The sequence below is a fragment of the Arthrobacter crystallopoietes genome, assembly GCF_017603825.1.
GTDB lineage: Bacteria > Actinomycetota > Actinomycetes > Actinomycetales > Micrococcaceae > Crystallibacter > Crystallibacter crystallopoietes_B.
In genome coordinates, this window is sequence record NZ_CP072014.1 from 2,010,369 (window position 1) to 2,036,129 (window position 25,761).

The 25,761-nt window shown below is 64.1% G+C and carries 28 protein-coding genes; 13 read left to right on the top strand and 15 right to left on the bottom strand.

Annotated elements, in window-relative coordinates:
- Positions 1-172: 172 nt before the first annotated feature.
- On the bottom strand, positions 173-829 hold the full coding sequence (locus J5251_RS09295; RefSeq protein WP_208575888.1) for a GntR family transcriptional regulator: 657 nt from the start codon (positions 827-829) through the stop codon (positions 173-175).
- Between the two features lie 185 nt (positions 830-1,014).
- Here J5251_RS09295 and J5251_RS09300 point away from each other — a divergent pair, with 185 nt between their 5' ends.
- The 11 genes from J5251_RS09300 (at position 1,015) to J5251_RS09350 (ending at position 11,364) form a co-directional block, all read left to right on the top strand.
- Positions 1,015-2,076, top strand: coding sequence for an aromatic ring-hydroxylating dioxygenase subunit alpha (locus J5251_RS09300; protein ID WP_208575889.1), 1,062 nt, complete (start codon positions 1,015-1,017; stop codon positions 2,074-2,076).
- 14 nt (positions 2,077-2,090) lie between these two features.
- Entirely contained in the window at positions 2,091-2,534 is a 444-nt protein-coding gene (locus tag J5251_RS09305; RefSeq protein WP_244250877.1) for a hypothetical protein, read from the top strand.
- Entirely contained in the window at positions 2,522-3,592 is a 1,071-nt protein-coding gene (locus tag J5251_RS09310; RefSeq protein WP_208575891.1) for a succinylglutamate desuccinylase/aspartoacylase family protein, read from the top strand. Before J5251_RS09305 ends, J5251_RS09310 begins: the two co-directional genes overlap by 13 nt.
- Positions 3,593-3,659: 67 nt before the next feature.
- Positions 3,660-4,607: an ABC transporter substrate-binding protein gene (locus J5251_RS09315; RefSeq protein ID WP_139005079.1), complete on the top strand. Its 948-nt coding sequence runs from the start codon at positions 3,660-3,662 to the stop codon at positions 4,605-4,607.
- 18 nt (positions 4,608-4,625) lie between these two features.
- On the top strand, positions 4,626-5,564 hold the full coding sequence (locus J5251_RS09320; RefSeq protein WP_208575892.1) for an amino acid ABC transporter permease: 939 nt from the start codon (positions 4,626-4,628) through the stop codon (positions 5,562-5,564).
- A complete protein-coding gene (locus tag J5251_RS09325; RefSeq protein ID WP_139005081.1) occupies positions 5,561-6,358 on the top strand; it encodes an amino acid ABC transporter ATP-binding protein in 798 nt (265 codons plus the stop codon). The genes J5251_RS09320 and J5251_RS09325 overlap by 4 nt, the downstream gene beginning before the upstream one ends.
- A 21-nt stretch (positions 6,359-6,379) precedes the next feature.
- The gene (locus J5251_RS09330) at positions 6,380-7,333 is read left to right on the top strand and encodes a PDR/VanB family oxidoreductase (protein WP_208575893.1); all 954 of its coding nucleotides are present in this window, start codon (positions 6,380-6,382) and stop codon (positions 7,331-7,333) included.
- A 92-nt stretch (positions 7,334-7,425) separates the two neighbouring features.
- Positions 7,426-8,379: an Lrp/AsnC family transcriptional regulator gene (locus tag J5251_RS09335; protein WP_208575894.1), complete on the top strand. Its 954-nt coding sequence runs from the start codon at positions 7,426-7,428 to the stop codon at positions 8,377-8,379.
- Between the two features lie 176 nt (positions 8,380-8,555).
- Positions 8,556-9,320 (top strand): DUF5058 family protein, encoded by a 765-nt coding sequence (locus tag J5251_RS09340; RefSeq protein ID WP_139005084.1) that lies wholly within the window; start codon positions 8,556-8,558, stop codon positions 9,318-9,320.
- 37 nt (positions 9,321-9,357) lie between these two features.
- Entirely contained in the window at positions 9,358-10,092 is a 735-nt protein-coding gene (locus J5251_RS09345) for a hypothetical protein (RefSeq protein WP_208575895.1), read from the top strand.
- Between the two features lie 24 nt (positions 10,093-10,116).
- On the top strand, positions 10,117-11,364 hold the full coding sequence (locus tag J5251_RS09350; protein WP_208575896.1) for an amidohydrolase: 1,248 nt from the start codon (positions 10,117-10,119) through the stop codon (positions 11,362-11,364).
- Here J5251_RS09350 and J5251_RS09355 read toward each other — a convergent pair.
- The 5 genes from J5251_RS09355 to J5251_RS09375 form a co-directional block, all read right to left on the bottom strand.
- Positions 11,361-11,876, bottom strand: coding sequence for a hypothetical protein (locus J5251_RS09355; protein WP_208575897.1), 516 nt, complete (start codon positions 11,874-11,876; stop codon positions 11,361-11,363). The genes J5251_RS09350 and J5251_RS09355 overlap by 4 nt on opposite strands.
- A gap of 130 nt (positions 11,877-12,006) precedes the next feature.
- Positions 12,007-12,438 carry a VOC family protein gene (locus J5251_RS09360; RefSeq protein WP_139005088.1) on the bottom strand — a complete coding sequence of 144 codons (432 nt, stop codon included), beginning with the start codon at positions 12,436-12,438 and terminating at the stop codon, positions 12,007-12,009.
- 28 nt (positions 12,439-12,466) lie between these two features.
- Positions 12,467-12,988 (bottom strand): SRPBCC family protein, encoded by a 522-nt coding sequence (locus tag J5251_RS09365; protein WP_348272972.1) that lies wholly within the window; start codon positions 12,986-12,988, stop codon positions 12,467-12,469.
- Between the two features lie 51 nt (positions 12,989-13,039).
- On the bottom strand, positions 13,040-13,525 hold the full coding sequence (locus tag J5251_RS09370) for an SRPBCC family protein (RefSeq protein WP_139005090.1): 486 nt from the start codon (positions 13,523-13,525) through the stop codon (positions 13,040-13,042).
- Complete coding sequence (locus tag J5251_RS09375) at positions 13,522-13,878, bottom strand: ArsR/SmtB family transcription factor (RefSeq protein ID WP_208575898.1); 357 nt, start codon at positions 13,876-13,878, stop codon at positions 13,522-13,524. Before J5251_RS09375 ends, J5251_RS09370 begins: the two co-directional genes overlap by 4 nt.
- Before the next feature lie 184 nt (positions 13,879-14,062).
- Here J5251_RS09375 and J5251_RS09380 point away from each other — a divergent pair, with 184 nt between their 5' ends.
- Entirely contained in the window at positions 14,063-14,299 is a 237-nt protein-coding gene (locus J5251_RS09380; protein ID WP_139005178.1) for a DUF6480 family protein, read from the top strand.
- A 42-nt stretch (positions 14,300-14,341) separates the two neighbouring features.
- Here J5251_RS09380 and J5251_RS09385 read toward each other — a convergent pair whose 3' ends face one another.
- From J5251_RS09385 to J5251_RS09410, 6 genes are all read right to left on the bottom strand, one after another.
- Positions 14,342-15,292 carry a hypothetical protein gene (locus tag J5251_RS09385; RefSeq protein ID WP_208575899.1) on the bottom strand — a complete coding sequence of 317 codons (951 nt, stop codon included), beginning with the start codon at positions 15,290-15,292 and terminating at the stop codon, positions 14,342-14,344.
- Complete coding sequence (locus J5251_RS09390) at positions 15,289-15,840, bottom strand: RNA polymerase sigma factor (protein ID WP_208575900.1); 552 nt, start codon at positions 15,838-15,840, stop codon at positions 15,289-15,291. Before J5251_RS09390 ends, J5251_RS09385 begins: the two co-directional genes overlap by 4 nt.
- Before the next feature lie 71 nt (positions 15,841-15,911).
- Complete coding sequence (locus tag J5251_RS09395; protein ID WP_208575901.1) at positions 15,912-16,535, bottom strand: hypothetical protein; 624 nt, start codon at positions 16,533-16,535, stop codon at positions 15,912-15,914.
- Positions 16,536-16,770: 235 nt separating this feature from the next.
- Positions 16,771-17,169, bottom strand: coding sequence for a hypothetical protein (locus J5251_RS09400; protein WP_208575902.1), 399 nt, complete (start codon positions 17,167-17,169; stop codon positions 16,771-16,773).
- 404 nt (positions 17,170-17,573) lie between these two features.
- Positions 17,574-17,954: a GNAT family N-acetyltransferase gene (locus tag J5251_RS09405; RefSeq protein ID WP_208575903.1), complete on the bottom strand. Its 381-nt coding sequence runs from the start codon at positions 17,952-17,954 to the stop codon at positions 17,574-17,576.
- A 197-nt stretch (positions 17,955-18,151) separates the two neighbouring features.
- Complete coding sequence (locus J5251_RS09410) at positions 18,152-18,865, bottom strand: TetR/AcrR family transcriptional regulator C-terminal domain-containing protein (RefSeq protein ID WP_139005097.1); 714 nt, start codon at positions 18,863-18,865, stop codon at positions 18,152-18,154.
- A gap of 250 nt (positions 18,866-19,115) precedes the next feature.
- Here J5251_RS09410 and J5251_RS09415 point away from each other — a divergent pair, with 250 nt between their 5' ends.
- The gene (locus J5251_RS09415) at positions 19,116-19,343 is read left to right on the top strand and encodes a hypothetical protein (RefSeq protein WP_208575904.1); all 228 of its coding nucleotides are present in this window, start codon (positions 19,116-19,118) and stop codon (positions 19,341-19,343) included.
- A 152-nt stretch (positions 19,344-19,495) separates the two neighbouring features.
- On the opposite strand, the gene J5251_RS09420 is transcribed toward J5251_RS09415, so the two are convergent.
- The 3 genes from J5251_RS09420 to J5251_RS09430 form a co-directional block, all read right to left on the bottom strand.
- Entirely contained in the window at positions 19,496-20,905 is a 1,410-nt protein-coding gene (locus J5251_RS09420) for an NAD(P)-binding domain-containing protein (RefSeq protein ID WP_208576099.1), read from the bottom strand.
- A 379-nt stretch (positions 20,906-21,284) separates the two neighbouring features.
- Entirely contained in the window at positions 21,285-22,922 is a 1,638-nt protein-coding gene (gene abc-f, locus J5251_RS09425) for a ribosomal protection-like ABC-F family protein (RefSeq protein WP_208575905.1), read from the bottom strand.
- Between the two features lie 104 nt (positions 22,923-23,026).
- Positions 23,027-25,489: a penicillin acylase family protein gene (locus J5251_RS09430; RefSeq protein ID WP_208575906.1), complete on the bottom strand. Its 2,463-nt coding sequence runs from the start codon at positions 25,487-25,489 to the stop codon at positions 23,027-23,029.
- Positions 25,490-25,761 lie beyond the last annotated feature (272 nt).

Consider the following 25,761-nt stretch of genomic DNA (forward strand, 5'->3'; position numbering starts at 1 on the left):
AGTTTGGTCGGTTCGTCAATGTGCGGTCGCATGGATTTTGCACATTGCGATTGAGCAAAAGTTACATCACGAACGGCCGAGGACGTCAGCGGGCAGGACACAGTGGGGTAATGAATGTGAAACGCGGCACTTTGGGTTGTTTTGTCCGGTGGCCGCGCTCCGGCGGCCCTGCTTAGTCGATCGGCTCGTAGCGGTTGGGGTCTTTCACGTCATGGCAGTGGGCGAGCACTTCGATGGCTCGGGATATGTCCTGGTCTTTGAGCGCCTGGAGGATGCGGCGATGATCGTGGATGACCTTGGCCTGGTGCTCCGGGCCTTGGCGGTACGTGAGGGTGATGCGGTGCTGGACGGGATGGTTCCAGATCGACGTGATGACGCCGCGGAGATAGTCGTTGCCCGAAGGCTCGACGAGGGCCAGATGGAACGCCCGGCCAAGCCGGAAGAGTTCGGCGCTGTCCTGGGGGTCGACAATTTCCGTTTCATCGATGAGGCCCTTGAGTCGGACAAGTTGCTGGGGCGTGTAGGCGCCGGCGGCACGTTGGACGGCGAGTGATTCGAGGGCATAGCGGACCTCGTAGACATTCTCGATCTCGCGCTCGTCCAACTGGTTGACGATGTAGCCCTTGCCCGGAACGAGCGTCGTCAATCCTTCAAGGGTCAATTGGGTCAGGGCGTCCCGCACCGGGGTGCGGGAGACGCCGTACTGGGCGGCGACGGTCTCCTGGGCCAGCGCCGAACCCGGCTCGATGCTGCCGCTGATGATGTCGGCGCTGATTTGCTCGTACACGCGGACGGCCAGAGGCCTCACATCATTCGGTATGCCGGCCATGGCGGTCCTCCTTGGGTCTGATCCATCTTGGCATGAAGTCGCTGCGTTCCACCATCAGCGCTGCCGCCCGCACCTGGCCGGAACGAGAGGCGGGATAGGCCTTCGCAAATCTCTTTGCAAAAGTGGTTGACCTCACACCGATTCACTGAATACAGTGTATACACCCGACCGAGGAGACCGTGAAAATGTATGTGTTGAACACCTGGTACGTGGCGGCGTGGTCCACGGAAGTGACTCGCAAGCCCGTTCGCCGGGTCATCTGCGAGCAGCCCATCGTGCTGTTCCGTACCCAGGACAATGAGGCCATCGCACTCGCCGATCGCTGCGCCCACCGTGCTTTCCCGTTGTCCGAAGGCCGCACCGTCGGCGATTCGGTGGAATGCGGTTACCACGGCTTTACGTACGGCCCCGATGGTGTGTGCACGAAGGTGCCGGCCCAGTCCTCGATTCCGGAACGCGCAAAGGTGCGCAAGTATCCGGTGGTGGAGCAGGATGGCTGGATCTGGATCTGGACCGGCGACCCCGAACTGGCCAACCCGGCGGACGTGCCGGACACCCACTGGATGGTCGACCCGGAATGGGCTACGGTGACGCATTCCTACCATTTCAAGTGCCGGGCGGACCTGATCCATGACAATCTGCTGGACCTGACCCACGAGTCCTTCCTGCACAAGACCACCGTGGGAGATGACTACATCTACGAGCACGGCATCACGGTGGAGGTCGAGGGCAACGTGGTCAGCGTCGACCGCCTGATGCCTTCGGTAGCAGCGCCCCCGCTCTACGCCGAGACGATGGATGCCCGCGGGCTGTTCGACCGCTTCCACTGCACGGAGTTCTTCGTGCCGAACCTGCACGTCCTCCATTCCGGGATCACCGGTGAGGGCAAGCCCCGCGAGGAGGGTTACCTGATTAAGGTCCTCAACGGCATCACCCCCATCGATGAGCACAATTCCTGGTACTACTACGCTTTCAGCCGCAACTTCGCCGTGGACAACGAGCAAGCGACCGAGGACCTGCGAGTTGGTTTGGCCACGGTGCTGGACGAGGACGCGTCGGCACTGGAGGCCCAGGAGATCGGCATGCAGACCCGGCCGGAAGGTGAGTTCGATGTGCTGATCGCCCAGGACGGTGGCGTGGCCAAGGCACGGCGCATTCTCGGTGCCCTGCTGAAGAAGGAGCAGCAGGCGCAGTCCGTCGCCGGTGCGGCTGTCCGCCGGGAGCCGGTTGCTCCCAGGACAGCGTAGGTGCCCGCATGTGGATGCTGATCAGAGCCAACGCGCTGGGCGGGGAGACCGCACCGGAATCCGGTGCCAGGATTCTGGCTGCCTGTCCCGACTCGGCCGAGCGGGGCGACCCGTGGCGCTGGACGGTGGAGCTGGATGAGTCCGGGCCGGAACCGGCGGTAGCGCTCGACGCCGATGCAAGCTACATCTCCTCCGAAAGCCACCGTTATGCCGGCGGCTACACCGGAGTGCTGCAGCGCGGCGCCGGCGAGCAGCTGGTGGTCACGGGGCTGGCAGGCGAAGCCCTCGTCGCTGCTGAGGACGGACCATGGGAACGCTGGCTGCGGGCGGGCGACGTCTTCATCGTCGAAGGCGAGGACGCCGAGAGTATCAGGCTGTCGCTGGCAGCCGGTGAAGCTACTGTCCAGGTCATCACCCTTGCCCCGAGGCAAGCCAAGGTTCTGCGGTGGGTCCCGTGACCGCCGGCGGCGTCGTTGACGTCGAGCGGCGAACGTCGGGCAAGTCCTTGCACGGGATCGAACCGGGCCGGGCCGGCAAGCAGTTGGGTTTTGCGGGCCTGTCGCATTCGGACAACGTCTATGACAACGGGCTGATCCCGTTGCCGGTCGCGGTCGTTTCCTCGGGGACCGGACCGACCGCGCTGCTGGTCGCGGGCACGCACGGGGACGAATACGAAGGCCAGGTGGTGTTGCATGAACTGATCCGGTCCCTGGAACCGGAGCACCTGAACGGCACGGTGGTCATCGTGCCTGCCGCCAATGCACCGGCAGTACGGGCCGGCACCAGGGTCTCGCCGATCGACGGCGGGAACCTCAACCGAAGCTACCCGGGACAGAACCGCAGCGGACCCACCGACCAGGTTGCCGACCTGATCGCGGGCACGCTGCTGCCCGACGCCGACGTTGTGCTTGATCTGCACTCGGGCGGTTCCAACTCCACCTACCTCCCGAGCATGTTCATCTACCGCGGGCCGGACCAGCCGACCTGGGAACGGAAAGTCTCCGCTGCGCGCGCGATGGGGCTGCCCTACGTGATCGTGGTACAGCCCCGCCTTGAACCTGGTTCGCTCAGTACAGCGGGCGACGACGCCGGCGTGCTGGCACTGTCCACGGAACTAGGCGGGGGAGGCACGGTTGATCCGGGAATCCTGTCCGACGCGCGCCGGGGCGTGCGCGCACTGCTGGCCCACGTGGGAATCCTTGCAGCGCAACCGGAGACCGAAGTCCAGCTGGAAACAACGGCAACGGCCGAGCCGATCTGGCTGGAGCTGGTGCCCGACTCCCCGGTCATGGCAACCGCTGCGGGCATCTTCGAACCGCTGGTAGCCCTGGGCCAGCGGGTCCGGGCGGGCGATCCCGTTGCCCGGGTCCATGCCATCGATGATCTGGAGCGCGCACCGCAGGAATACACAGCCCGGGTGGATGGCATCGTCGCCATCTTGCGCCGGCCGGCACTGGTCGCGCTCGGCAGCTACCTGCTCCATATAGCACCTGAACTTGAAGCACCGAGGCCTTGATCGTCTCCTGATCAATGCCGGATATCCGTTACCGGACAACGCGGTCCGGACCATGAAAGGAAAATCCATGCGTCATTCCCGTCAACGTGCCACCCGGTCAACCATCCTGGCCGGCTCCGTACTGCTGGCCTTGTCCCTCAGCGCCTGCACCAATGCCTCTCAAGCCGCCCCGGAACCGGCAGGTTCCGGGGCTTCGGCAGGCGCCAATACCGGCGCGGAAGCCGTTGCCCTCAACGAGACGGCCAGGGACCTGCTGCCCGAGGAGATCCGGGCCGCCGGAACCCTGCGCGTGGCTTCGGACCCAACGTACGCTCCCTTCGAGTACTACGACACCGACAACACGACCATGATCGGCTACGACGTCGACTTCTCGGACGCCGTGGGCGCCGCGCTGGGCCTGGAGGTCGAGCATGTGCCGGCAACATTCGACACCATCCTGCCGGGTCTGGCCTCTGGGAAATACGACATGGCCATGTCGACGTTCTCGATCACGCCTGAACGCGAGAAGATCGTGGACTTCGTGGACTACCTCAACGGCGGCTCCGGCGTCGCCGTCGTGCCTGGAAATCCCCAGCAGATCTCGATGGACCCCTTAAGCATGTGCGGCAAGAAGATCGCCGGGCAGAAGGGCTCGATCCAGTCCATGGAGTATCTGCCCGCCTTCTCCAAGGAATGCACGGCCGCGGGCAAAGAGCCCATTGTCATTCAGAACTTTCCCGGGCAGACCGATGCCAATCTCGCCCTGACGTCCGGGCGTGTGGACGCCGTGGTGGCGGACAGCGTCTCGCTGGCCTACCAAGCCAAGGAAGCCGGCGGTCAGTTCGAACTGGCGGCCGGTGAGGACTACGAACCGATCCCCACCGGTATAGCCCTGGCGAAAAACGCAGGGCTGCAGGAAGCCGTCACCGAGGCCACCCGGGGCATTCTGGACAGCGACTACTACGAGGAAATGCGCGCCAAATGGGGTCTCCCGGAGTCCGTCCTGATCACCTCCGAAGTCCTCGACGAGAAGTAGCCGAGAGGAAGCAGCCGCATGACTGCCGTGACTACCCGAAGCGGGCAAACAGCCTCCACCGGCGATGGCTACACCGTCGTCAAGGCCAGACATCCGGGCCGATGGCTCTCCGCCGCCGTCATCATCGTCATCGCGGGGCTGTTGCTGCACTCCGTGATGACCAACCCCAACTTTGGTTGGGACGTCGTGGGACTCTACCTGCGCGATGTTTCCATTGGCCGCGGCATCCTTGTGACGCTGGGGTTGACGGCGATCAGCATGGCCATCGGCATCGCCCTCGGCGTGGTCTTCGCAGTCATGCGGCTCTCGGCCAATCCGGTTGTCCGCGGGGCCGCCTTCGCCTACGTGAATTTCTTCCGGGGCACCCCGGTGCTGGTGCAGTTGCTGTTCTGGTTCAACCTGGCGGCGCTCTACCCGGTCATCACGCTCGGCATCCCTGGCGTCCATTTGGACGCGAACCAGCTGATCACACCCATGACTGCAGCAATCCTGGGACTGGGTCTGAACCAGGGCGCCTACATGTCCGAGATCGTCCGGGCCGGAATCCTCTCCGTGGACCACGGGCAGACGGAGGCCGCCGAGGCCCTGGGCATCACCCGGATGCAGACCATGCGCCGGGTGGTGCTGCCGCAGGCCATGCGGGTGATCATCCCGCCCACGGGTAACGAAACCATCGGGATGCTCAAGACCACTGCCCTGGTCAGCGTGATCTCGGTGCCGGAACTGCTGTATTCGGCGCAGATCATCTACGCACGGACCTTCGAGACCGTGCCGCTGCTGATCGTCGCCAGCCTCTGGTACCTGCTGATCACCTCGATCCTGACGGTTGGCCAGTACTACCTTGAGCGGCGGTTTGCCCGGGGCAATCAGCGGAACCTGCCGCCGACGCCGCTGCAACAGTTGAAGAGGTTTTTCGCCACCCATGACGCACTCTCCCTGAAAGGCGGCAAAAAATGACGGCGATCCACGGCGTTGAACCCATGGTCAAGGCCGATGCCATCTGCAAGAACTTCGGTTCCAACCAGGTGCTGAAAGGCATTGACCTGCACGTCCAGCCGGGAGAGGTCGTGTGCCTGATCGGCCCGTCCGGATCCGGGAAGAGTACATTCCTGCGCTGCATCAACCATCTTGAAACGGTCGACGGCGGCCGGATGTGGGTGAACGGAAAGATCGTCGGCTACGACCTCAAGGGCACCAAACTCTACGAGCAGAGCCACAACGATGTCTGCCGCAGCCGCTCCGAAGTTGGAATGGTCTTCCAGCAGTTCAACTTGTTCCCGCACATGACGGTGTTGGAGAACCTGATCGAAGCGCCGCGGCTGGTACGCAAGGAGAAGAAAGCCAAAGCCGTGGCGCGGGCCATGTCACTGTTGGAGAAAGTAGGCCTGGCCGAAAAGTCCCATGCCTATCCGCGCCAGCTCTCGGGTGGCCAGCAGCAGCGGGTGGCGATCGCCCGCGCCTTGTGTATGGAGCCGAAACTGATGCTCTTTGACGAGCCCACCTCCGCCCTGGACCCGGAACTGGTGGGGGAAGTCCTGAAGGTGATGAAGGATCTGGCCAACTCCGGCATGACCATGGTGGTGGTCACGCACGAGATGAACTTTGCCCGCGACGTCGCCGACCGGGTGGTCTTCATGGCCGATGGCTACGTGGTGGAGCAGGGGCCTGCCCGAGAGGTCATCACCAATCCGCAGAACGAACGCACCAAGGCCTTCCTTGCCTCGGTGCTCTCCGAACCGGCCGCGGCCTGAACCATCAGTGGTGAATGAATCATGAATGAAGAATTTTTCGACGTCGAGGTCCGCTCGATCCAACGCGAGTCCAGCAGCGTGGTCTCGCTGCGGCTGGAACATCCCCTGGGGGAGGAGTTGCCGGAGTGGAACCCCGGATCCCATGTGGATGTCCTCCTGCCCAACGGGATCCTGCGGCAGTATTCGCTCTGCTCAGAGACGGCGGACCGAGCCGCGTGGCGGCTAGGCGTGCTGCGCGAAGCCGAAGGACGCGGCGGCTCCGCCTATGTCCACGACGAACTGAAGCCCGGCACCAAGATCCAGCTCCGCGGGCCGCGCAACAACTTCGCGCTGGAGCCCGCTGCCGGCTACGTATTCATCGCCGGTGGCATCGGCATCACGCCGGTGCTGCCGATGGTCCGCCACGCCGCCGAGCGCGGAGTGCCTTGGCGGCTGGTGTACCTCGGCCGCAGCCGGGAATCGATGGCGTTCTTGGGGGAAACACTGGCCCTCGGCGGGAACGTCGAAATCCACGCCGATGACGAGAGCGGGCTCTACCCGCTCGCCGGACTGCTCGGCCGGCTCGATGCGGGCACCCACGTATACGCCTGCGGACCGGGACCGCTGCTGAACGTGCTCCAGTCCATCGCCGACGGATGGGAGGATCCCGCACGCTTCCATTGCGAACGGTTCACCGCCAGCGACCAGGCAGCGGCGCAACTCTCAGATGAATCTTCCTTTGTGGTGGAACTAGCCGACGGCACCCAGGTTTCGGTAGGACAGTCGGAGACCATCTTGCAGGCGCTGGAGAACGCCGGGATCAACCAGCCGAACTCCTGCCGGGAAGGGATCTGCGGTACCTGCGAGACCGGCGTGCTTGGCGGCGAGATCGACCACCGTGACTCGCTGCTATCGGACGATGAGCGCGCGGCCGGAGACACTATGATGATCTGCGTCTCCCGGTGCAAGGGCAAGCGCCTGCTGCTGGACCTGTGAGGCATCCCCGCTGCTTGTAAGCTGGACGAATGCTTCGACGCCCTGCTGGCCTGTGCCTTGTTCTGTCCGGCCCTGCCGGAAGGGAGTAGCGCGTGCACGAGCTGACGGCACTGGAGCAGCAGATCGTCACTGCACTTCAAATCGACCCGCGCGCGTCGTGGCGGAAAATCGCCTCGGTCCTCAGGGAACCCGAGCGGACCGTCGCCCGCCGGGGGAGCGAACTGCTCGAGTCCGGAATCGTCGGCGTGCTCGGGATCCGCTTGCGGCCGACACCGGTCCTGGTTGAAATGCGTTGCGCCCCGGGGACGGCGCGGGTCGCAGTCCAGGCGATGGCTCAACGAGCGGATACTTCCTTCGTCTATATGGTCACGGGTACTGCGGACTGCCTGGCCGAGATCCTCACCGACCGTGACCGGCTGCATTCTGCGCTGGCCGATGAGCTGCCCGGAATTGCCGGGCTCCAGCATGTCAACACCTACCCGATACTGCGCTACTTCAAGACTCTGCGGGCCTGGCAGCCCGGACCGCTCACTGTTGAGCAGCGTGCCGCACTGCAGCCCGTCCCGCTCAGGGATCCGGCAGTGTTCGGCGAATACCCGGAGATGACCAAGGCAGACGATCAGATAGCCACGGTGCTGTGCGAGGACGGGCGGGCGTCCTTCGAAGCCATTGCCCGGCGGGTGGGAGTCTCCGAGGCAACGGCACGGCGGCGCACCGAGTGGCTGCTTGAAACCAACACCGTACACCTGCGCGCCCTGGTCGAGCCGGCAGCACTGGGACTGCCGGTCGAGGCCTTGTTATGGATCAAAACCAGCCCCGCCCAGCTCGAAACGCTTGGGCAGCGCTTGGCGGCGCTGCCGGAGACACGGTACGTGGCTGCGATTACGGGGGACTACCAGATCCTTGCGGACGTCACCGTGGCGAACAACCAGGCACTCTATGACTTCACCAGCAGCGGCGCCTGGACCGCCGACGTTGCCCAGATCAGCACGTCGCTGCTGCTGCATGCGCGCAAGCGCGGCGGCCGCCTCACACCCGGGAAATAGCAAAACTGCGATCCCGGTGACGCTATCAGCCGCAACTACATCCGGCGGTAGTGCCTCATGGCGGAATTTGGCAGATTTTTGGCAGATTCCGTCACCTATTGCTTTGTGCAGGCTGAAAGCCGCATTGTGGTTCCAACAAGAAACCGCTTGAGACACACATCACATCTTGAGGAACCATGTCACCCACAACCTCCAGCATTGTCTCCGCCGCCGGCGAATCCACTGACATTCTGGCCGTAGCAAACATGCCAGTGCTGTGGATCTGCGCAGCCGGCGTGTTCGCCGTGATCCTTATCCAGTCCGTCATCTATATGAAGGCCGCCCGCAAAGCCGCCCCGGCGGCCGAGATCACCGGCCCGGAGCTCAAGACCGCCTTCCGGTCCGGCGCGATTGCCGCCATCGGCCCGTCCCTCGCCGTCGTCATGGTGGCCATTGCGCTGCTGGCGGTCTTTGGTACACCCGCCGTGCTGGTCCGGATTGGCCTGATCGGCTCGGCTGCCTACGAGACCGGCGCGGCGAGCATCGCAGCCGGTAGCGCCGGGGCCGAACTCGGCGGACCGACCTACACCCAGAACGTCTTCGCCATCGCCTTCTTTGCCATGAGCATGGGCGGCGCGATGTGGATGCTGGCGACTCTGATCCTGACTCCGTTGATGAAACGCGGCGGCACCAAGCTGGCCAAGGTCAACCCGGTTGCCATGTCGATTGTCCCCGGCGCCGCCCTGCTCGGTGCGTTCATCGCCTTGGGCGTCGCCGAGGTGCCCAAGTCCATGATCCACGTCTATGCACTGCTCACGTCCGCCGCTGTGATGGGCCTGTGCGCGGCAGTGGGCCGTAGCCGGAAACGTGCCTGGCTGCGCGAATGGGGCCTGGGTTTCGCCATCGTCGCCGGTCTAGTAGTGGCCTACATGGCGCACACAGCCGGAACCCCCGTCGCCTGATCCGCCGCCCTACCGGAACGCTCTTAAGGAACGCACAATGTCTGCAACCAGCATCCCTACTCCCATCACAGCGGCCGAGGCCGAATCGGATCTTGCCGAATTCGACCGCACTACGTCCCGTTGGGGACGCCTGACCATGATCGCGGGCCTCATCCTCTCGGTGGCCGGGCCGCTGTACCTGGTCTTCTTCACCGGCCTGGACATCAGCGCGGCCCAGCTCTGGACCGCCTTTGCGGCCGTGGCCGCCGTGTTCGCCATCATCTGGATTGTCGAACCGGTCACCTATTTCCCGATCCTCGGGCCTGCCGCGATGTACCAGGCCTTCATGATCGGCAATATCTCCAGCAAGCTGCTTCCTTCGGCCCTGATCGCGCAGACCCGGATCGGCGCCAAGCCCGGCACCCGGCGGGGTGACTTCGCCGCCGTCGCCGCTATCTGCGGTGCCGCAGCAATCCACCTGGTCTCGCTGGCACTGTTCGTCGGCGTCCTTGGCACCTGGCTGATCAGCATCATCCCGGTCGAGATCATCGACGTTGCCCGGCTCTACGTTCTTCCGTCGGTGTTGGGGGCGGTCATCGTCCAGGCGATCCTCACCATCAAGCAGTTGCGGATCACCATCATCGCCGTGGCCATTGCACTGTTGGTCCAGTTCGTCCTGTTGCCGCTGGTCCCGGCCATCGCCTTCCTGACCACCGGTATCGCCGTGATCGGAACCATTGTCGTTTCCTGGCTGGCCCGCGACCGTAAGCCCGCTGCCGCCGTCGAGAATTAGACCCTTAGAACTACAGGAGAAATGATGAGCAACACCCTCGACGCCGTGGTGCAGACCGCCGGGCTTGGCCTCACGCAGCAGCAGCAAGCGCAGCTGCACGAACTCTACCGGCACCTCCATGCCCATCCGGAACTGTCCATGCAGGAGCACCGGACGGCGGAATTCATCGAGCAGCAGTTGGACGGGCTGGGCATTGAGAACTTCCGTTGCGGCGGCACCGGTGTGGTGGGCATACTGCGCAACGGCAACGGCCCCGTCGTCGGCTTCCGCGCCGATACCGACGGCTTGCCGATCAAGGAAGATACGGGTCTGGATTACGCCAGCACGGACACCGGCATCCTGCCGGACGGCACCGAGGTCCCGGTGATGCACGGCTGCGGCCACGACACCCACACCGCGGTGCTGCTGACCGTTGCCCGCATGTTTGGGGAGTCTCGAGAGGCGTGGGCCGGGACTTTGGTCCTGATCTTCCAGCCTGGTGAGGAGACCGCCGCCGGGGCGGCCGCCATGGTGGCCGACGGTCTGTGGGAGCGCGCCCCGAAACCGGAGATTGTCTATGGCCAGCACGTCATGCCCGGGCTCGCCGGGACGGTCTCGCTTTCGGTCGGCAACGCCATGGCCATGGCAGACTCGCTCAAGGTCACCGTGCACGGACGCCAGTCCCACGGATCACAGCCGCAGGATTCCATCGATCCGGTCGTCCTGGGTGCCCATATGGTGGTCCGGCTGCAGACGATCGTCTCGCGCGAACTGGATCCCCGGCAGGCTGCCGTGGTCACCGTCGGTACTTTCCACGGCGGGCTGAAAGAGAACATCATCCCCGCGTCCGCGGAGTTCACCCTGAACATCCGTACCTTCGATGACGGTGTCCGTGCCCAGGTGCTCGCCGCGGTACGGCGCATCGTCTCGGCCGAGGCTGCCGCCTCCGGAGCGCCCGAGCCGGAGATCGAGGAACTGTACACCTTCCCGGCCTGCTACAACGAGCCCGCCGAGGCCGAAGGCTTGGCCGAGGTGCTGCGGGGCGCGATCGGGCAGGACGCGGTCTCCGTAGTGCCGGCGCTGATGGGCAGCGAGGACTTCGGCCATCTGGCCGCAGCCATCGATGTCCCGGCCGTGTACTGGTTCTTCGGCGGCCACTCCGCGGAAGTAGTGAACGGCGACGGACCGGTACCAATGAACCATTCCCCGTTTTTTGCCCCGGTGATGGAGCCCACGCTCTCCACCGGCGTCAAGGCCGCTGTGGCAGCTCTGCGGTCGCGGCTTGGGCGCTAAGCCCGGGTTCTAAATAACGACGACGGAGGGGCGGGCTTCTGCGGAAGCCCGCCCCTCCGTCGGCTCCAGGCCATCAGCAGCGCGGTCAACACGGCGGCAGCCAGATGGAAATGGAGCATCAGCATGACGTACTCCGAGTGGGGCCCGGCATGCTCGGCAGAGGCAGTGATCGAGGCCGCCAGTTGCGCAGGGTCCACCTCCGAATGATGTGGGTGGGATGGTCCTGAGGATGAGACTGCCGACAGACCTGCCGCTGCCGGCCGTGCGGCAAAGGCCTCGAAAGCCAGATGCAGCACCTGCTGTGCAACGCCGGCGGCAAGGACAAGCGTCCAGGCCGGGGCGCTGACGCGGGACAGCACTGTTGCGGCGAGGGTAGTCAGGGCAGTGATGGCGATAAGGACCGGAAGGGCCGGCATAGTCCCGCCCGAGGCGAGATGGGCGACCAGCGCCAGCATCATCGCCAGTCCTGCCGCCGCCAGGACAGGCACAATTCGCACCTGTTGGTTCCGCATTTCCGAAGGTCTCGTGGAAGCCCTGGCCATCGTTGCCCTCCGTACCGTTGCTGATGTTGCGGCCTGTGGGTGGTTCGGAGCCGCCGGCGCCCACGGATTGCATTCTCAGCAGGGAAAATCTGTGAACGGGCTACTTCTCGCCGAGGCCGCTGCGGGCGTCGCTTGGGATCAGCGGCTTTTCGCCCCGGACTTTCAGTTCCTGCACGGCCCACGTATTGCCGTCCGGGTCACTGAACCCGAAGAAGGTCCCGCCGTCGCGCTTGTCGAAAACGGTGATTTCGCTGGCCTCCACACCGCGGGAGAGGAGTTCCTCGCGGGCGGCTTTGGCATCGGAAACGACCAGCTGGAGGCCGCGCAGGGAGCCGGGCTCCATTTCGCTCTGGGCAGGCAGGTTGCCGATGACGATTGAGCAGCCCGATCCCCGCGGCGTCAGCTGGGCCACGTTCATGTGCTCATTGACGGTGTGGTGGTCCAGGTTGAAGCCGACCTTGTCACGGTAGAACTCGATGGCGCGGTCAATGTCGGCGACCGGCAACAGCACTACTTCCAGTGTCCAATCCATGGCGTATCTCCTTTTCGGCGGGTGGGAGTTAGACGGCGGCAACCCCCGCGAGCAGTTCCTCGAGCCGATCGTAACCTTCGGACATGCCCGTTTCCATGCCATCGCTCAGATAGCGGTCGCGCGAGGTTAGATCTGGGAAGACAGAGCGCCCGGTCAACCGGGACCGTCCGCCGGGCAGATCCTCGAACGTTGTGTATTCCAAGGTCACGACATCGGGATAACCCTCGTACTCGAAGGTATTCAGGATGAACTCGTTGTCGCGGAGACTGTGGAAGATGCCGCGGAAGGCGTGTTCAATGCCGTCGCCGCGGTGCTGGACGAAGCGGAAAGATCCGCCGCTCGTGTAGTCGTGCTCCTCGATCCGGGTGGTCAGGCCGCGCGGGCCGATCCACAGCCGGTACAGCTCCGGATCGGCATGGGCACGGAAGACCTCGGCCGCCGGGTAGTCGAACTCGCGCTCGTACTCGCTGTAGGGCAGAGCTTCCGGATTGTTGAGCTTCAGTACGTTAGCCATCATGTCCTCCCAGCCATTGGCGGGGTGCCCGCTCAAGGCGGGCACCGTCGTCGTACTTTGTTTGTGTAGGTGGAATCAGCGCCGGAGTTATGCCGTCCGCGCGCCGGTGAGTAGTTCGTCCAGCCGCTCGTAGCCCTCTGTCATGCCGCCTTCCATGCCGGATTGGGCCATGCCGTCGCGGGCCTCCTGGCTGGGGTAGACGGAGTGGCCGATGAGCTTGCAGCGGCCGCCGCCGAGGTCCTCGAAGGTCATGAACTCGATGCTGACGACGTCCGGGTAGCCTCCGAACTCGAAGGTCTGGACGGCGAACTCGTTCTCGCGGACCGTGTGGAAGACGCCGGAGAAGGAGTAGGCGACGCCGTCCGGACCGGTGTGCAGGTAGCTGTAGCTGCCACCGGTCCGGAAATCGTAATGGTCGATGTCCATTTTCAGGCCGCGCGGGCCGAGCCACTGCTTGATCAGCTCCGGGTCCTTGTGGGCGCGGAAGACGTCCGCGACGGGGAAGTCGAACTCGCGCTCGTAATCGATGAACGGCATGCCTTCGGGGACGGAAAGTTTCAGTGCGTTGCTCATGATGGTTCCTTGGTGATGTTGGTTTTTGCCTGGGATTGGAGCACGGCGTCGAGACTGCGGAACTGCCCTTCGCGGACCAGGCGGTACTGGTCGATCCACGCGGTGAGCGCTTCCAGCCGTGCGGGATTCAGATGGACGGGCCTTCGCTGGGCATCGCGGGTTCGCGTGACCAATTGCGCCTGCTCGAGGACCTGGATGTGCTTCGAAACCGCTTGCTTGGTGATTTCGAAGGGCTCCGCCAGTTCGTTGACAGTGGCCGGGCCGCGGCTGAGCCGGGCAATGATGCGGCGGCGGGCCGGGTCGGCGAGGGCCAGGAAGGCCTTGTCGAGGAGGCTGTCGTCGCTGCGGTCCATGGCTTAGTCAACTTCTTTGTTTATCAACCTATCGGTTGTTAACAACCTACGCCCGGTGCTGGAACTGGTCAAGAGGCGCAGGGAGTGCGATCCACCCGGGGCACAGTGATAGACAGCCTGCTTAATGCCTGTCTACTGTTGCAAGCAGCAGGTTCACGATTTGTTCTTGCAAGGAGGCATGGCGATGTCCAGTTCCAACCCGGACCCGGAAGAAGATCACATCACGGGACTTGAACCCGGGGGCGGCGTCCCGCCCGGGGAAACACCGCCGGCGGAAGCGCAAACAAACTTGACCCAAGGGCATGCAGAAGGCGGACCCAAGAGATGGGTGCCGTGGCTTTGGCTCGGCATTATCGGCCTGTCAGCCCTCATTGTGGCGCTGCTGTTCCTGGTCTATGCGGGCGTGCTGGCCTTCTCCTAGCAGGTAAACCCATGAGCACGACCGCGGACCCCGGTCATCGCTTTACTCGCTGCCGTCCACGGCCGATTCGGGGAGGACCGGAACGTCGGGGATCGCGGCGGGATCGGTTTTCTGTGGGGCGGCCGGTGGCTTGGGCTCCGCCGGCAGGGGTAGTTTGTCTTCGCCGGGCTGGTCGTCGAGGTTCTTGGGCAGGACCTTGTCGCCGGGCAGCTCGGACAGGGGCAGACCCCGCTGGGCGCCGTCCTGGTTTGGTCTGCCGTCACGCGAAGGAACACCTTCGCTGCGTGTTGCGCCTTCCTCCTTGCCGGATGGGGATGCGCCGGACCGGGATGTGCCGGCAGCGCCGGTTCCGGATTCACCGGGCTCACGCGATTCACCGGCGTCGCCGGATTCTCCGGAGCGGGAGTCGGTGGAACCGGCGTCGCTGTCCTCGGCGGGTGCCCGCAGTTCTTTGCCGGTGTCCTCGTCCGTACCCTCGCCATCGCCCTGACCCGGGATATCGGAGGTGGTTTTCTGCACGGACGAGCCGCCGGCGTCGTTGTTGAAGAAGGAGGCCACCTGCTGGACGGTCTGGTCCGCGGCGTTGCGGAACTCGGGGCTTGCGGCCGCGACGCCGGTAACGCCGAGCCCGGTGGCGGCGGCGACGGCGACGCCGATAATGGCACCCTTGGCTGCCCGGCGCCGCGGGCGCAGGGGAGTGACCTTCGTCGACATGAAGGCGGCCAGCTCGGCGGAAGGAGGGGCGGCCTGGGCCGAACCGGCGGCGACGGCGACGCCGATCATGGCACCCTTGGCTGCCCGGCGCCGCGGGCGCAGGGGAGTGACCTTCGTCGACATGAAGGCGGCCAGCTCGGCGGAAGGAGGGGCGGCCTGGGCCGAACCGGCGGCACGCAGTTGCAGCAGTGAGTCGTGCAACGTGTCCGAGGAGGGCACATCCGATTCGTCGAGCAACTGCCGGAGGAATTCTTCGTCGGTGAACGCATCGGTCTTCATACCAGTGCCTCCTTCCTTTCAACTAGTGTCTTGAGTTTCAGCAGGCCGCGGCGCTGCAGCTGCTTGATGGAGCCGGTGGATTTGCCCATGATTTCGGCGACCTGCTCGAGGGAGAGGTCGGCGACGATCCGCAGGAGCAGGACCTCGCGCTGGTCCGGTGGCAATTCCCGCAGCTTCTCTTCGACGGTGCTTCCGCCCAAGGCTTCCAGTGCCACGGTTTCGGCCGAGTCCGAGGTGCGGGCGTCGGTTTCCGGGTCGTATTCGGAAACATGGGGCTGGCGGGCACGCTTACGGACTTCGTCGACGTAGCGCGCGTGCGCAACTGAAAAGGCAAAGGTACGCAGGCCCTGGTAGCCGCCGCGCACCGTGCCGATGCGGGAGAAAACGGTAAGGAAGACCTCCTGGGCCGATCCTTCCGCATCCTCCATGCCCCGGGCTTTCAAGTAACCGGATACGCCGGGTGCAAGCGTGTAATAGATCTGGCTGAAGGCTTCCGCGTCGCCGGACTGCGCAGCTGACAGAACGTCGTCTGGGAGCGCTTGGGGCAAGGGGTGTCCTTCGATCCTGGGCAGGGGTGCGGCGCCACCAGTGTAGCCGCCGCACCTCCGCCGCCCGGAATCTACTTTCCGGCGTCAGCCTGGCCGGAGACAGCGATGCCGGCTTCCGCACCCGCGTCAATGCCCTTTTCGGACGCGTCGGCGGAAGCCTCGCCGCGGGCGTCGATGTGAGCCTGCGCCTGGCCATTGGTGGCCGGAACATCCGGCGTGGCCGGAACAGCGGGAACGGCGGGAACATCTACGCCATCGATGCCGGGAACCGCAGGAGTTGCGGGAGTTGCGGGGCTAACGACAGCGCCGTTGTTGGCTTCCGCGTTCACGTTCGCCTTAGCGTCGGCCTCCACGTCGGCGTCGACATTTGCGTCCGCCCGGCCTTCATTGCTGATGTCCGCATCGGCATCAACAGCGGCGTCAGCGTCTGCTTCAACGTTGGCCTCGGCCTCGGCCTCGGCGTCACCGGTGGCGGGCACAGCGGGAGTTGCCGGAACAGCCGGAACCGCATTCTCGGCGTCGTCCGTCGGAACGGCGGGAGTGGCGGGGACTGCCGGAGTGGTGACGGCAGTCGTTTCGGCGGCACCGGTCAGAGCCGGAGCTGCGACGGCTGCACCCGCACCGCCGACGGCGATGATGGCGGCCAGTGCGGCGCCCTTGGCGGGAAGGCTCAGGGTGCGGAAGCGGTTGGTCATGAATCTCCTCATACTCGTCTAGAAGGCTTCGGCGCTGCGGAAAGAAGTGCTGCGCCGGTGCCCGTACACCCAACTAATCGAATGCGGGAGCCGAAAGGTTACGCCTGGCCTGAAATTCCTTTTGCAGGTCGGGAAACGCATGGCAAAAGAGCGGCTAATCAGGCCCGCTGACAAGCCCAGGGGACGTCCGCGTCCGGACGTCCCCTGGGCTTGGTCTCAACTGGTTTTTCGTGGGCTAGCACCTGACGGGCAACATTCTGCTTGAGTCCCAGCCGTCCTTATAGCTGTAGGAGTGCGCCTGATATGTCTTGCCACACTGCAGCTTCGTGCCGGACCACTCGAAGTTGCCGTTGTTGGTCCGCAAGTTCTTATGCGCGACTATGTTAGACGTACCGTTCTTATTGATCCTGACGACTTTCACATAGACCTTCATGGCCTTGTAACCGTTGCCCTTGACTACGAATGTGCCGTTGTATCTGACGTCCAGATCCAGACCCGTCCCGTATGAAGCGGCAGCGACCGAACCCGGTGCTGCAGCGGTTGCTGGGGCCGAGAGGCCCACACCGGCGAGCAAGCCCAGAAGGATTCCCGCGACCAGAATCAGCAATCGCCAGGTAATTGGTTTCTGCATCATGACTTTGTTCTTTCGCGAACACCATGTGGAGTACTGCTAGTCAGGCCAACGGATTGTATCGATGCCCGGAGCCGGCCGGATACCCGGCGGTACCAAGCCTGTTATTTTCCCAACCCCTGGTTTGGATCAACCTCCGCCAAGGGTAAGGCAAACATTAAACGGCGCTGAGGGAACGGCAACAGCCCAACATTGGGGGTTGCGAACCACCAAACCTGGGTATTCACAAGTCTGTAGTACTGAATCCAACGGCCGCATTGCTGGGCCGCGATGCGGATTAGGCAGCCAATGCGAGACCCGACGGCGTCTGTGCCGGAGCTGCCGAAGCGCTGACACTTAGCCGGCATTCGGGCTGGCCGGGGGGATCCGCACGTGTGAGCATTCCAGGTCCATCTGGACGAGGGCCTTCAGTCTACCGCTCGCCGGGCGCCCACCTCGGCCAGCTCGCGCCGGGCAGAGGGCCAAACGGGCAGTTGTTCCTCCACGGGCTTGCGGAAGCTCTCGCGGTCAGCCTCGGGAACGAGGTTGAAGTAAACGGGATGGGCAAAAATGTGCTTGCGGACTTCATGGCAGAACGGCAGGACCTCAAGCCGGCGGCGGTGTGCATCGGCCAGCGCATTCCGGATCAGGCCGGTGCCAAGACCCTGGCCGCGGTGCGTATCGTCCACGGCAGTATGGAGAAGCCACAGCTGATCACCCTGCATCTGATAGTGCAACGATCCCGCTACCGCTCCATCGATGTACGCATCGAACTGAGACGCTCCAAAATTATTGTGAATCACATGCATGCTTCTCTCCTCACTTTTCACTCCGTGGTGAGGCGATCAGTGCCGCATGTAGCGCTGCGCACCTGTTCCGCCCCGCCCGGATGTGACAGCGTCAGGGCTGTTGCCCATAAACTGCAATCGGATTGGCTTACGACGTAAGCTAAGCATGCTTAGTTATTTCCGGCAAAACGGCGCCGACGAACGGATTGCGTCTGTGCCTAAGCCTGGAGGGCCTCCAACCTATCGAGCAGGCTCTCCAGGGCCTCCTCGAATTCCTGTTCCGAACGGTCTTCCGACAGCCGCTCCTGCAGGCGCTGCAGGAGCGGGTAGCCGTTCAGGTCCGTGCTCTTCGGCGGACGGGGCTCCGCTTCATCCACCGGCCCCACGTCGGCGCCCATGGCGGCGACTTCCAAGAGCAGATGGCCCAGCAGGAAACTGCTGAAGGCGCGGTAGGCATCAACAGCGGCCTGATCGGAAAAGCCTGCTGAAGTCAGCGCTTTGAGGAAGGATTCGACCCAGCGCAGGCTGCGAAGGGGCGGGCGCACCCAGGGTGCCTCGGTCGGCCGTGTGGCTATCAGGGGGAACACCTGAGGGTGCGCCAGAGCCAGCCGGCGCAGTCCATGGGCCAACCGCAGGAGATAGTCCTGCCAGCCGTGACGCGGCTCGGAGTAGACTTCCGGGTCTTTGTAGAGGTCGTCGATGACGACCTCGACGATACCGTCAAGCAGGTTTTCCCGGGATGGAACGTAGCGGTAAAGGGACATCGCCTCGACGCCCAATTGCGTACCGAGCCGACGCATGGATAGGTGGCGCGGGCCGAACTGTTCAATAAAAGCGGCGCCGGCCTCGAGAATGCGCTGGCGGTCCAACCGCGGTTTCTCCGCGGTCGCTGTTCCCCTGTCCCCGCTATCGCGCTTTTCAGGTTCCGACATCGATCGCTCCCTCCATGCGTTCTCCCACCCTACGCCGCCGGAAACGGCTTCGTCACCTGCCAAAGCTGCGGTGGGGTCTTCGTGTGGACGGTCCGCGTGCAGGCAGAGAGTTCGCGAGCGGCTGAAAGGGTTATCCCAGGGAAGGCTTACATTGTAAGCTGGGCGGAGGCGGCGTCCGCCGGCGGCTGTCGGCACGCCTGGTTGGATTCATACCCGGACGCCTGCCCGGACTGACTGATTGGATGAGTAAGTGATGGACGACGAGTTGAAGCAGGTATGGGCCGCCTCGGCGGCGCTGGAAACACTTCAGGTTGAAATGGATCAGGCTCAGCTTTCCCTGAAGGAAGCTATCGACGAGGCGGCCAAAGCCGGGGCGGATCCAGAATCGATCGACGAGGCTGCGCAGTTGACCTCGGTGGAGTTGAGTGAGCCGGTGGAGCTGGCCGAGCCGAGCGGCGCCGAGCTGGAACTCAGCTAGCTCTTTTGCCCTGTGCGACCTGCTAAACGCGTTAAAACGCGGCACGGCCGTTGCAACTCCCAACGCGTTGGTGTTGCAACGACCGCCTGGACCGAAGCTCCTACGGCGAGCCCCGCCGTCGTGCTTTGAGACCGGTAGCCGACCGGAGTGCCTTACTTAGCGGCGAGCTGCTCGTCATCCTGCGTGAGCGCAGTCAGCGTACGGGTGTCCACGTCCTGGGACGGGCCGTTGAGGTAGCGCTGCAGGCTGTCGTCCATGGCATTGATCCAGCGGGTATGGTGCCGCGCAGCCATGGTGCCGGTCATCACGGAGCGGTGGATGTTGTCGCGGTAGCCGAGGATGTGGTCTTCCTTGTCCTTCATCCACTGCTTGAACAGGGCGGAAACCGTATCCAGATCGAACTCCGGGTAGTCCGTCAGCGCGATCAGTTCACGCAGGTAGTCCGTCTGGTAATCCGCCTCGGCGTCGTGGTCGGGCAGCGCATCCTGGCGCTCAAGCCAGGCCTGGATATCGGCGGCTCGTTCCTTCTCATCCGGCAGCTCGATGCGGCCAAGCATCACGTCGCGGGCGAACCAGGCCTGCGCATCAAACATATTGAACGTGTAGTACTGATCCTGGGCGCCGAGGTAGAACAGGTTGGTGTTGTCCTGCCAGATGACGCCCTTGTAGAGGTTGCCCGGGTAGAGCACGTTCTTGGACTTCAGCGACAGTTCGGCCGGCAGGAAGGGGTACTTGTGCTGGTATCCGGTGCAAAGAACGACGGCGTCAAACTCGCCGGTGGTGCCGTCGCTGAAGTGCGCAGTGCGGCCTTCGAAACGCGTGACCAACGGGCGCTCGACGGCGGAGTCCGGCCAGTCGAAGCCCATGGGGCCGCTGCGGTAGCTGAACGTGACGGACTGGGCGCCCATCTTGTGCGACTGCATGCCGATGTCCTCGGCGGAGTAGCTGCTCCCGATCAGCAGGAGGTCCTTGCCGGCGAAGCGTTCGGCGCCGCGGAAGTCATGGGCATGCAGGACTTCGCCGGGGAAGCTGTTTATGCCGTCGAACTGCGGCACGTGGGGAACCGAGAAGTGGCCCACGGAAATGACCAGCTTGTCGAAGACATGGGTCTCGGTCTTCTGGGCGGCCAGGTCCTCGACCGTGACCGTGAATTCCTGCGTCTGCTCGTTGTAGGAGACCCAGCGTGCTGTGGTGTTGAAGCGGACGTACTTGCGCACATCGGACTTCTCCACGCGGCCCTTGATGTAGTCGAAGAGGACCTCGCGCGGCGGGTAGGAAGAGATCGGGCGGCCGAAGTGCTCGTCGAAGGTGTAGTCGGCGAACTCAAGGCATTCTTTGGGGCCGTTGGACCACAGGTGGCGGTACATGCTGCTGTGTACTGGCTCGCCCGAGGCGTCCAGGCCGGTGCGCCAGCTGCTGTTCCACTGACCGCCCCAGTCGGACTGCTTTTCAAAGCAGACGATTTCCGGTATTTCGGCGCCAAGCTTCCGCGCCGATTCGAATGCCCGCAGCTGTGCCATTCCGCTGGGCCCTGCACCAATGATTCCGACTCGCAATTTTATGCATCTCCTCATCCATTGGATCTTGTTTCGTCAGATGCGACGCCCGGAAAGACCGCGGAACCAGGCGGCCAGGCTGCGCAGAGCGCGTATACCCGGCGCAACGCAGGTTGCGGCGGCAAAAACAGTAACAGCGCACTACGCGCTTGGCCCTGTTCATCAATCCCGGGGACGGGAGACGGTCAATCAATCCCGGTGACGGGAGAGCGGGGGCACTGCAGGTCGGAGGCCCAGACTGTCAGGCCTGGACCAACGATTCCGAGCGGTTCACTGAAGATCCAATAACCACAGCGAACCTACTCCTCAGTACAACATTGCAGGAATGCTAAGTCAAAGCGTGCCGAGGATAAGCGCTGCTTGAGCTCGCCGTTCCTGTCGGAATTTACTTGGCCAGCACGCGGCCGTTATCGACTTCCCAACGGGTATCCAGCCGGACGTTTTCGAGCAGCCTGCGGTCGTGGGAAACCAGCAGCAGGGCGCCGTCGTAGCTTTCGAGTGCTTCCTCAAGTTGTTCGATGGCAGGCAGGTCCAGATGGTTGGTGGGTTCGTCGAGCACCAGCAGGTTAACCCCGCGCGCCTGCAGCAAAGCGAGGGCAGCACGCGTGCGCTCGCCAGGGGAGAGGGCGCCTACCGGACTGCTCACCTGATCGGCCTTCAGACCAAATTTAGCCAGCAGCGTGCGGACCTCGGCTTGGTTCAGCTGGGGCACCAGCGATTCGAAGGCTTCGCCCAGCGGCTTCGTGTCCGCCAGCTGTCCGCGGGCCTGGTCGATCTCGCCGACGGCAACGCTGGACCCCAGGCTGGCGGCGCCGTCGTCGGGCGCAAGATGGCCGAGCAGCAGCTTCAGCAAGGTGGACTTGCCTGCGCCGTTGGGGCCGGTGATGCCGATCCGCTCGCCCGCGTTGACCTGCAGGGAAACGGGGCCGAGGGTAAATTCGTCGCGACGCACGGTGGCCTGGTTCAGGGTGGCGACCACGGAGCTGGAACGCGGGGCGGTGCCGATGCTGAACTGCAGCTGCCATTCCTTGCGCGGCTCTTCGACCTCGTCCAGGCGCGCGATGCGCGATTCCATCTGCCGGACCTTCTGCGCCTGCTTCTCCGAGGATTCCATGCTGGCACGGCGGCGGATCTTGTCATTGTCCGGGCTCTTCTTCATGGCGTTGCGCACGCCCTGCGAGCTCCACTCGCGCTGCGTCCGTGCCCGCGAGACGAGGTCCGCCTTCTTGTCGGCGAACTCCTCGTAGGCCTCGCGGGCATGGCGCTTGGCGACGGCCCGCTCCTCCAGGAAGGCGTCGTAGCCGCCGTCGTACACCGCCACTTTGTTCTGCGCGAGATCGAGCTCCACTACCTTGGTGATGCAGCGGGCCAGGAATTCGCGGTCGTGCGAGACGAGGACGACGCCGCCGCGGAGCCCCCGGACAAAGTTCTCCAGCCGTGCCAGTCCGGCAAGGTCCAGATCGTTGGTGGGCTCGTCGAGGAGTACGACGTCGAAGCGGCTTAGCAGGAGGGCGGCGAGGGCCACGCGCGCGGCCTGTCCACCGGAAAGGCCGGTCATGTGGGCGTCGGGCCCGGCTGCCAAGTCAAGCTCGGCCAGCACGGCCGGAATCCGGTCCTCAAGATCCGCTGCGCCGGAGGCCATCCAGCGGTCCAGCGCAACGGCATAGGCGTCCTGGGCCTGCTTGGTCCCGGAGCCGAGGGCCTCGGCAGCGGCTTCCATTTCAGCAGTTGCGGCTGCGGAGCCGGTGCGGCGGCCAATGTAGCCGGCGATGGTCTCGCCGGGAATGCGCTCGTGTTCCTGCGGCAGCCAGCCGATAAACGCGTCCGAGGGAGCGGCGCTGACCGTGCCGGCCATCGGTGCGTCCACCCCTGCCAGAAGGCGCAGCAGCGTCGATTTCCCTGCCCCGTTGGCACCAACGACGCCGACAACGTCTCCCGGGGCGACGGTCAGGTTCAGATTGGCAAACAGGGTGCGGTGGCCGTGGCCGCCGGAAAGGTCTTTCGCCACGAGAGTTGCAGTCATTAGTCCATCTTAGAGACGGAACTGCCGACCTACGCCCCGTCCCGCCCGGAGCAAAAGGCGGCAGGCCATGTGGGTGACCTGCCGCCGTCGTTCTTCCTGCCGTGCTACTTCAGTACCGTGGTGCTTTCCAGATTCGCTTCGAGCTGCTGCGGGTACAGGTTCTCGCTCTTGCATTCGAAATCCGCATACATCTGCAGCTGGTCCGCATAGTGCTCGGACTTGGTGCCGTCGGGAGCGATGAAGCCGCTCTGCCCCGGCGGCGCGACCGTGCACATGCTGGCGTCCGAACCAAAGAGCGAGACGATGTCGTTCTGCGTGCCGCGGTTCATGTACGCGGGACCGGTCAGGTTTTCTTCCGCGGTCGCCTGCGGGACCCCAATGAAGTTCTTGTAGGAGAACTCATGCTGGGGTGCCGGCACGCTCCATGCGGAGCGGTCCGCGCCCTGCTCGGCGGCCAGCTGGGCGAGCGCTTGGCGGTAGGTGTCCAGCAGCACCTGCTGCTTGTCGGCGCCGTTGAAGAAGTCAACGCTCTGCTCGACGCCGGCGTCCTCGCCCAGTAGGGCGTTGTAGACGAGTTTGCTGCCGTTGGCGGGCCGCGCCAAGCCGGTGCCCTGAGCGTAGTTCTCGAACACCGACGCCGGAAGGTCGTCCTCGAGCACGGTTTCGAACAGGATGGGCAGCCAGGTATTCATGATCGCTGCCTGCGGCCCATCCAGATCGCCGTCGCCGTCCCCGTCGCGCCGCTGGCCGTCCCACTCGGTGAGCAGCCGGACATCCTGCACCAGGGCATCCTTGGCCGGAAGCGTCTTCACCGCATCCTCAAGGAACGGGCGGAAGTAGCGGATATTCAGGTCAGCGAAGGATGTTTCTTCGTTGATGTCCCAGATCTCGTCGGTGGTGAACTTCTGCTTTTCCTCCAGCCGCTCGATGATCTCGTTCACCCGGTCCACGGGGGACCAGTTGCCGGAGCCCGCGTTGAACCCGGCGGCCGACTGGTTGTTCCAGTTGACGATGTAGCCCTGTTTGGGGTTGTAGACCTTGGGGTTCTCGGAGAAGGGGCGGATGCCCTCCCACTCCATGGAGCCATCGCCGACGGCGGGCAGCCGGGGATCGTGGCCTTGGGCGCGGACCGGCAGCTTTCCGGGGGAGACGTAGCCGATGTTGCCTTCCTTGTCGGCGTAGTACCAGTTGATGGTGATGCCGACCTTCTCGGCCTGCTCCAGGTACTCCTCCCAGTTCTGCGCCTTCATGATCTTGATCCAGGCCATGAACGACTGGATTTCCGTACCCGCCCAGCTGCGTTTCTTCGAGTAGGCGGTGTTGTTCGCTGCGTCGAAGCTGGTTACGTAGCCGTGCACGGTGGAGTAGACCTGATGCTCGACAGGTTCCTGCCCGGCGACCTCGATCTTTTCGGTGCGCACGTCCATGGGACGCCACTCGCCGTCGTACCGGTACCGGTGCGGGTTCTCCGGGTCCAGATGTTCCTGGTAGACGTCATTGACATCAAGCGGCCCGGCGGTTGAACCCCAGCTGATGTCCTTGTTGGTGCCGAACAGGATGGTGGGGTGTGCAAACGGGGTGTTGCCGGTGACGTCGAACCCGGCTCCATGCAGGCCGATGCCGTAGACATACGAGGGGTTGAACCAGGAGAACTGCGGGCCGTTCAGGAGGACGGAGCCCTTCTCCTTGGACTTCTTGTCGCCCACGATCCAGAGGTTGCTGGCTTCCGGCTTGACCGCGGGCCAGTCACCGCCGCCGAACTGCTTCATGGAAGCCAGTCCGCTATCCTCCAGATCCGGGGAGACCTTGGCAAGATCGGCCAGCTGCGAGGGGCTGTCCACGGCCAGCTTGTTCGGGTGCTTCTTGTCCTCGCGGGGAACCGTGGTTGGCGCCGTCGGATCTTCGGTCCACTGCAACTGGTCAAACAGCAGCTGGCCCTGCTCCGCACCGTACTCGGTGGTGAGCTGCTGGAGGACCTGGAGGTTGGACAACTCGCCGGCGCTGTCCGAGAAGCGGTTGGCCATGGTGCCAACCCAGATCATGGCGACGTCGTAGGCGCTCCAGGTGGTGGGCTCGAAGCCGTAGTCGGTGAACTGCTTCGGCAGCAGCTCCTCCTGGTTGGCCATGACCTCACCGACGCGCTCGTTGAAGCCGGCCGCATAGCCCTCGAGGATGTCGCGGTCTTCCTGCGGCAGGGCCTCGATCTGCGCCTTAATGGCCTCAGGATCGAAGGAAGCACGGGAACGCTTGTCAATTTCCACGTAGTCGGGGCCGAGCACCTCGGCGGAGGTTCCGAGCACGGCCCGTTTGGCCATTTCCAGCTGGAACATCCGGTCCTCGGCGACGGCGTAACCATAGCCGTAGAAAAGGTCCCGGGTGGTGTCCGCGTAAACATGGGGGACGCCGTAGCTGTCCCGTTTGATGGTTGCCTTTCCTGTTTCGGACACCTGTGCGTTGACCTGCGCTGCCGCTGGTTCCTGGGCTACGGCGCCTGGAGCGGCGACCCCGGCAACCAGGCCTGTTGAAAGGATTAAGGAAAGTGCCGCTAATGCGGACTTCTTCTTCATCGGACTCCTCATCGAATCTAATGGAGCACGCCTTAAGGCGATGCGGGAAGGGGAGGGGAGGGAAGGCGCCGGCACGGCGGGGCTTATGGCGCGCAGGGCCGGCGGAGCCGCGGCAGGGCTGGGATGGCTTCCCGCCGCGAGCGTACCTAGTGTTGCGACGAAAAGATCGGATGGCAAGCTAGCTGGTCTTAATTCCTGACCGGCCGTTCATTTGGACGGGTACCCTTGAAAAACGAAGGTCAGGTCTATTAATCTTCCCGGCCTCTGCTCTG

Coding starts and splice junctions, on each gene's coding strand:
- J5251_RS09295 (WP_208575888.1), bottom strand. CDS start 829: ATGGCCGGCATACCGAATGATGTGAGGCCTCTGGCCGTCCGCGTGTAC.
- J5251_RS09300 (WP_208575889.1), top strand. CDS start 1,015: ATGTATGTGTTGAACACCTGGTACGTGGCGGCGTGGTCCACGGAAGTG.
- J5251_RS09305 (WP_244250877.1), top strand. CDS start 2,091: ATGCTGATCAGAGCCAACGCGCTGGGCGGGGAGACCGCACCGGAATCC.
- J5251_RS09315 (WP_139005079.1), top strand. CDS start 3,660: ATGCGTCATTCCCGTCAACGTGCCACCCGGTCAACCATCCTGGCCGGC.
- J5251_RS09320 (WP_208575892.1), top strand. CDS start 4,626: ATGACTGCCGTGACTACCCGAAGCGGGCAAACAGCCTCCACCGGCGAT.
- J5251_RS09325 (WP_139005081.1), top strand. CDS start 5,561: ATGACGGCGATCCACGGCGTTGAACCCATGGTCAAGGCCGATGCCATC.
- J5251_RS09330 (WP_208575893.1), top strand. CDS start 6,380: ATGAATGAAGAATTTTTCGACGTCGAGGTCCGCTCGATCCAACGCGAG.
- J5251_RS09340 (WP_139005084.1), top strand. CDS start 8,556: ATGTCACCCACAACCTCCAGCATTGTCTCCGCCGCCGGCGAATCCACT.
- J5251_RS09345 (WP_208575895.1), top strand. CDS start 9,358: ATGTCTGCAACCAGCATCCCTACTCCCATCACAGCGGCCGAGGCCGAA.
- J5251_RS09350 (WP_208575896.1), top strand. CDS start 10,117: ATGAGCAACACCCTCGACGCCGTGGTGCAGACCGCCGGGCTTGGCCTC.
- J5251_RS09355 (WP_208575897.1), bottom strand. CDS start 11,876: ATGCGGAACCAACAGGTGCGAATTGTGCCTGTCCTGGCGGCGGCAGGA.
- J5251_RS09360 (WP_139005088.1), bottom strand. CDS start 12,438: ATGGATTGGACACTGGAAGTAGTGCTGTTGCCGGTCGCCGACATTGAC.
- J5251_RS09370 (WP_139005090.1), bottom strand. CDS start 13,525: ATGAGCAACGCACTGAAACTTTCCGTCCCCGAAGGCATGCCGTTCATC.
- J5251_RS09375 (WP_208575898.1), bottom strand. CDS start 13,878: ATGGACCGCAGCGACGACAGCCTCCTCGACAAGGCCTTCCTGGCCCTC.
- J5251_RS09380 (WP_139005178.1), top strand. CDS start 14,063: ATGTCCAGTTCCAACCCGGACCCGGAAGAAGATCACATCACGGGACTT.
- J5251_RS09385 (WP_208575899.1), bottom strand. CDS start 15,292: ATGAAGACCGATGCGTTCACCGACGAAGAATTCCTCCGGCAGTTGCTC.
- J5251_RS09395 (WP_208575901.1), bottom strand. CDS start 16,535: ATGACCAACCGCTTCCGCACCCTGAGCCTTCCCGCCAAGGGCGCCGCA.
- J5251_RS09400 (WP_208575902.1), bottom strand. CDS start 17,169: ATGATGCAGAAACCAATTACCTGGCGATTGCTGATTCTGGTCGCGGGA.
- J5251_RS09405 (WP_208575903.1), bottom strand. CDS start 17,954: ATGCATGTGATTCACAATAATTTTGGAGCGTCTCAGTTCGATGCGTAC.
- J5251_RS09410 (WP_139005097.1), bottom strand. CDS start 18,865: ATGTCGGAACCTGAAAAGCGCGATAGCGGGGACAGGGGAACAGCGACC.
- abc-f (WP_208575905.1), bottom strand. CDS start 22,922: ATGACTGCAACTCTCGTGGCGAAAGACCTTTCCGGCGGCCACGGCCAC.
- J5251_RS09430 (WP_208575906.1), bottom strand. CDS start 25,489: ATGAAGAAGAAGTCCGCATTAGCGGCACTTTCCTTAATCCTTTCAACA.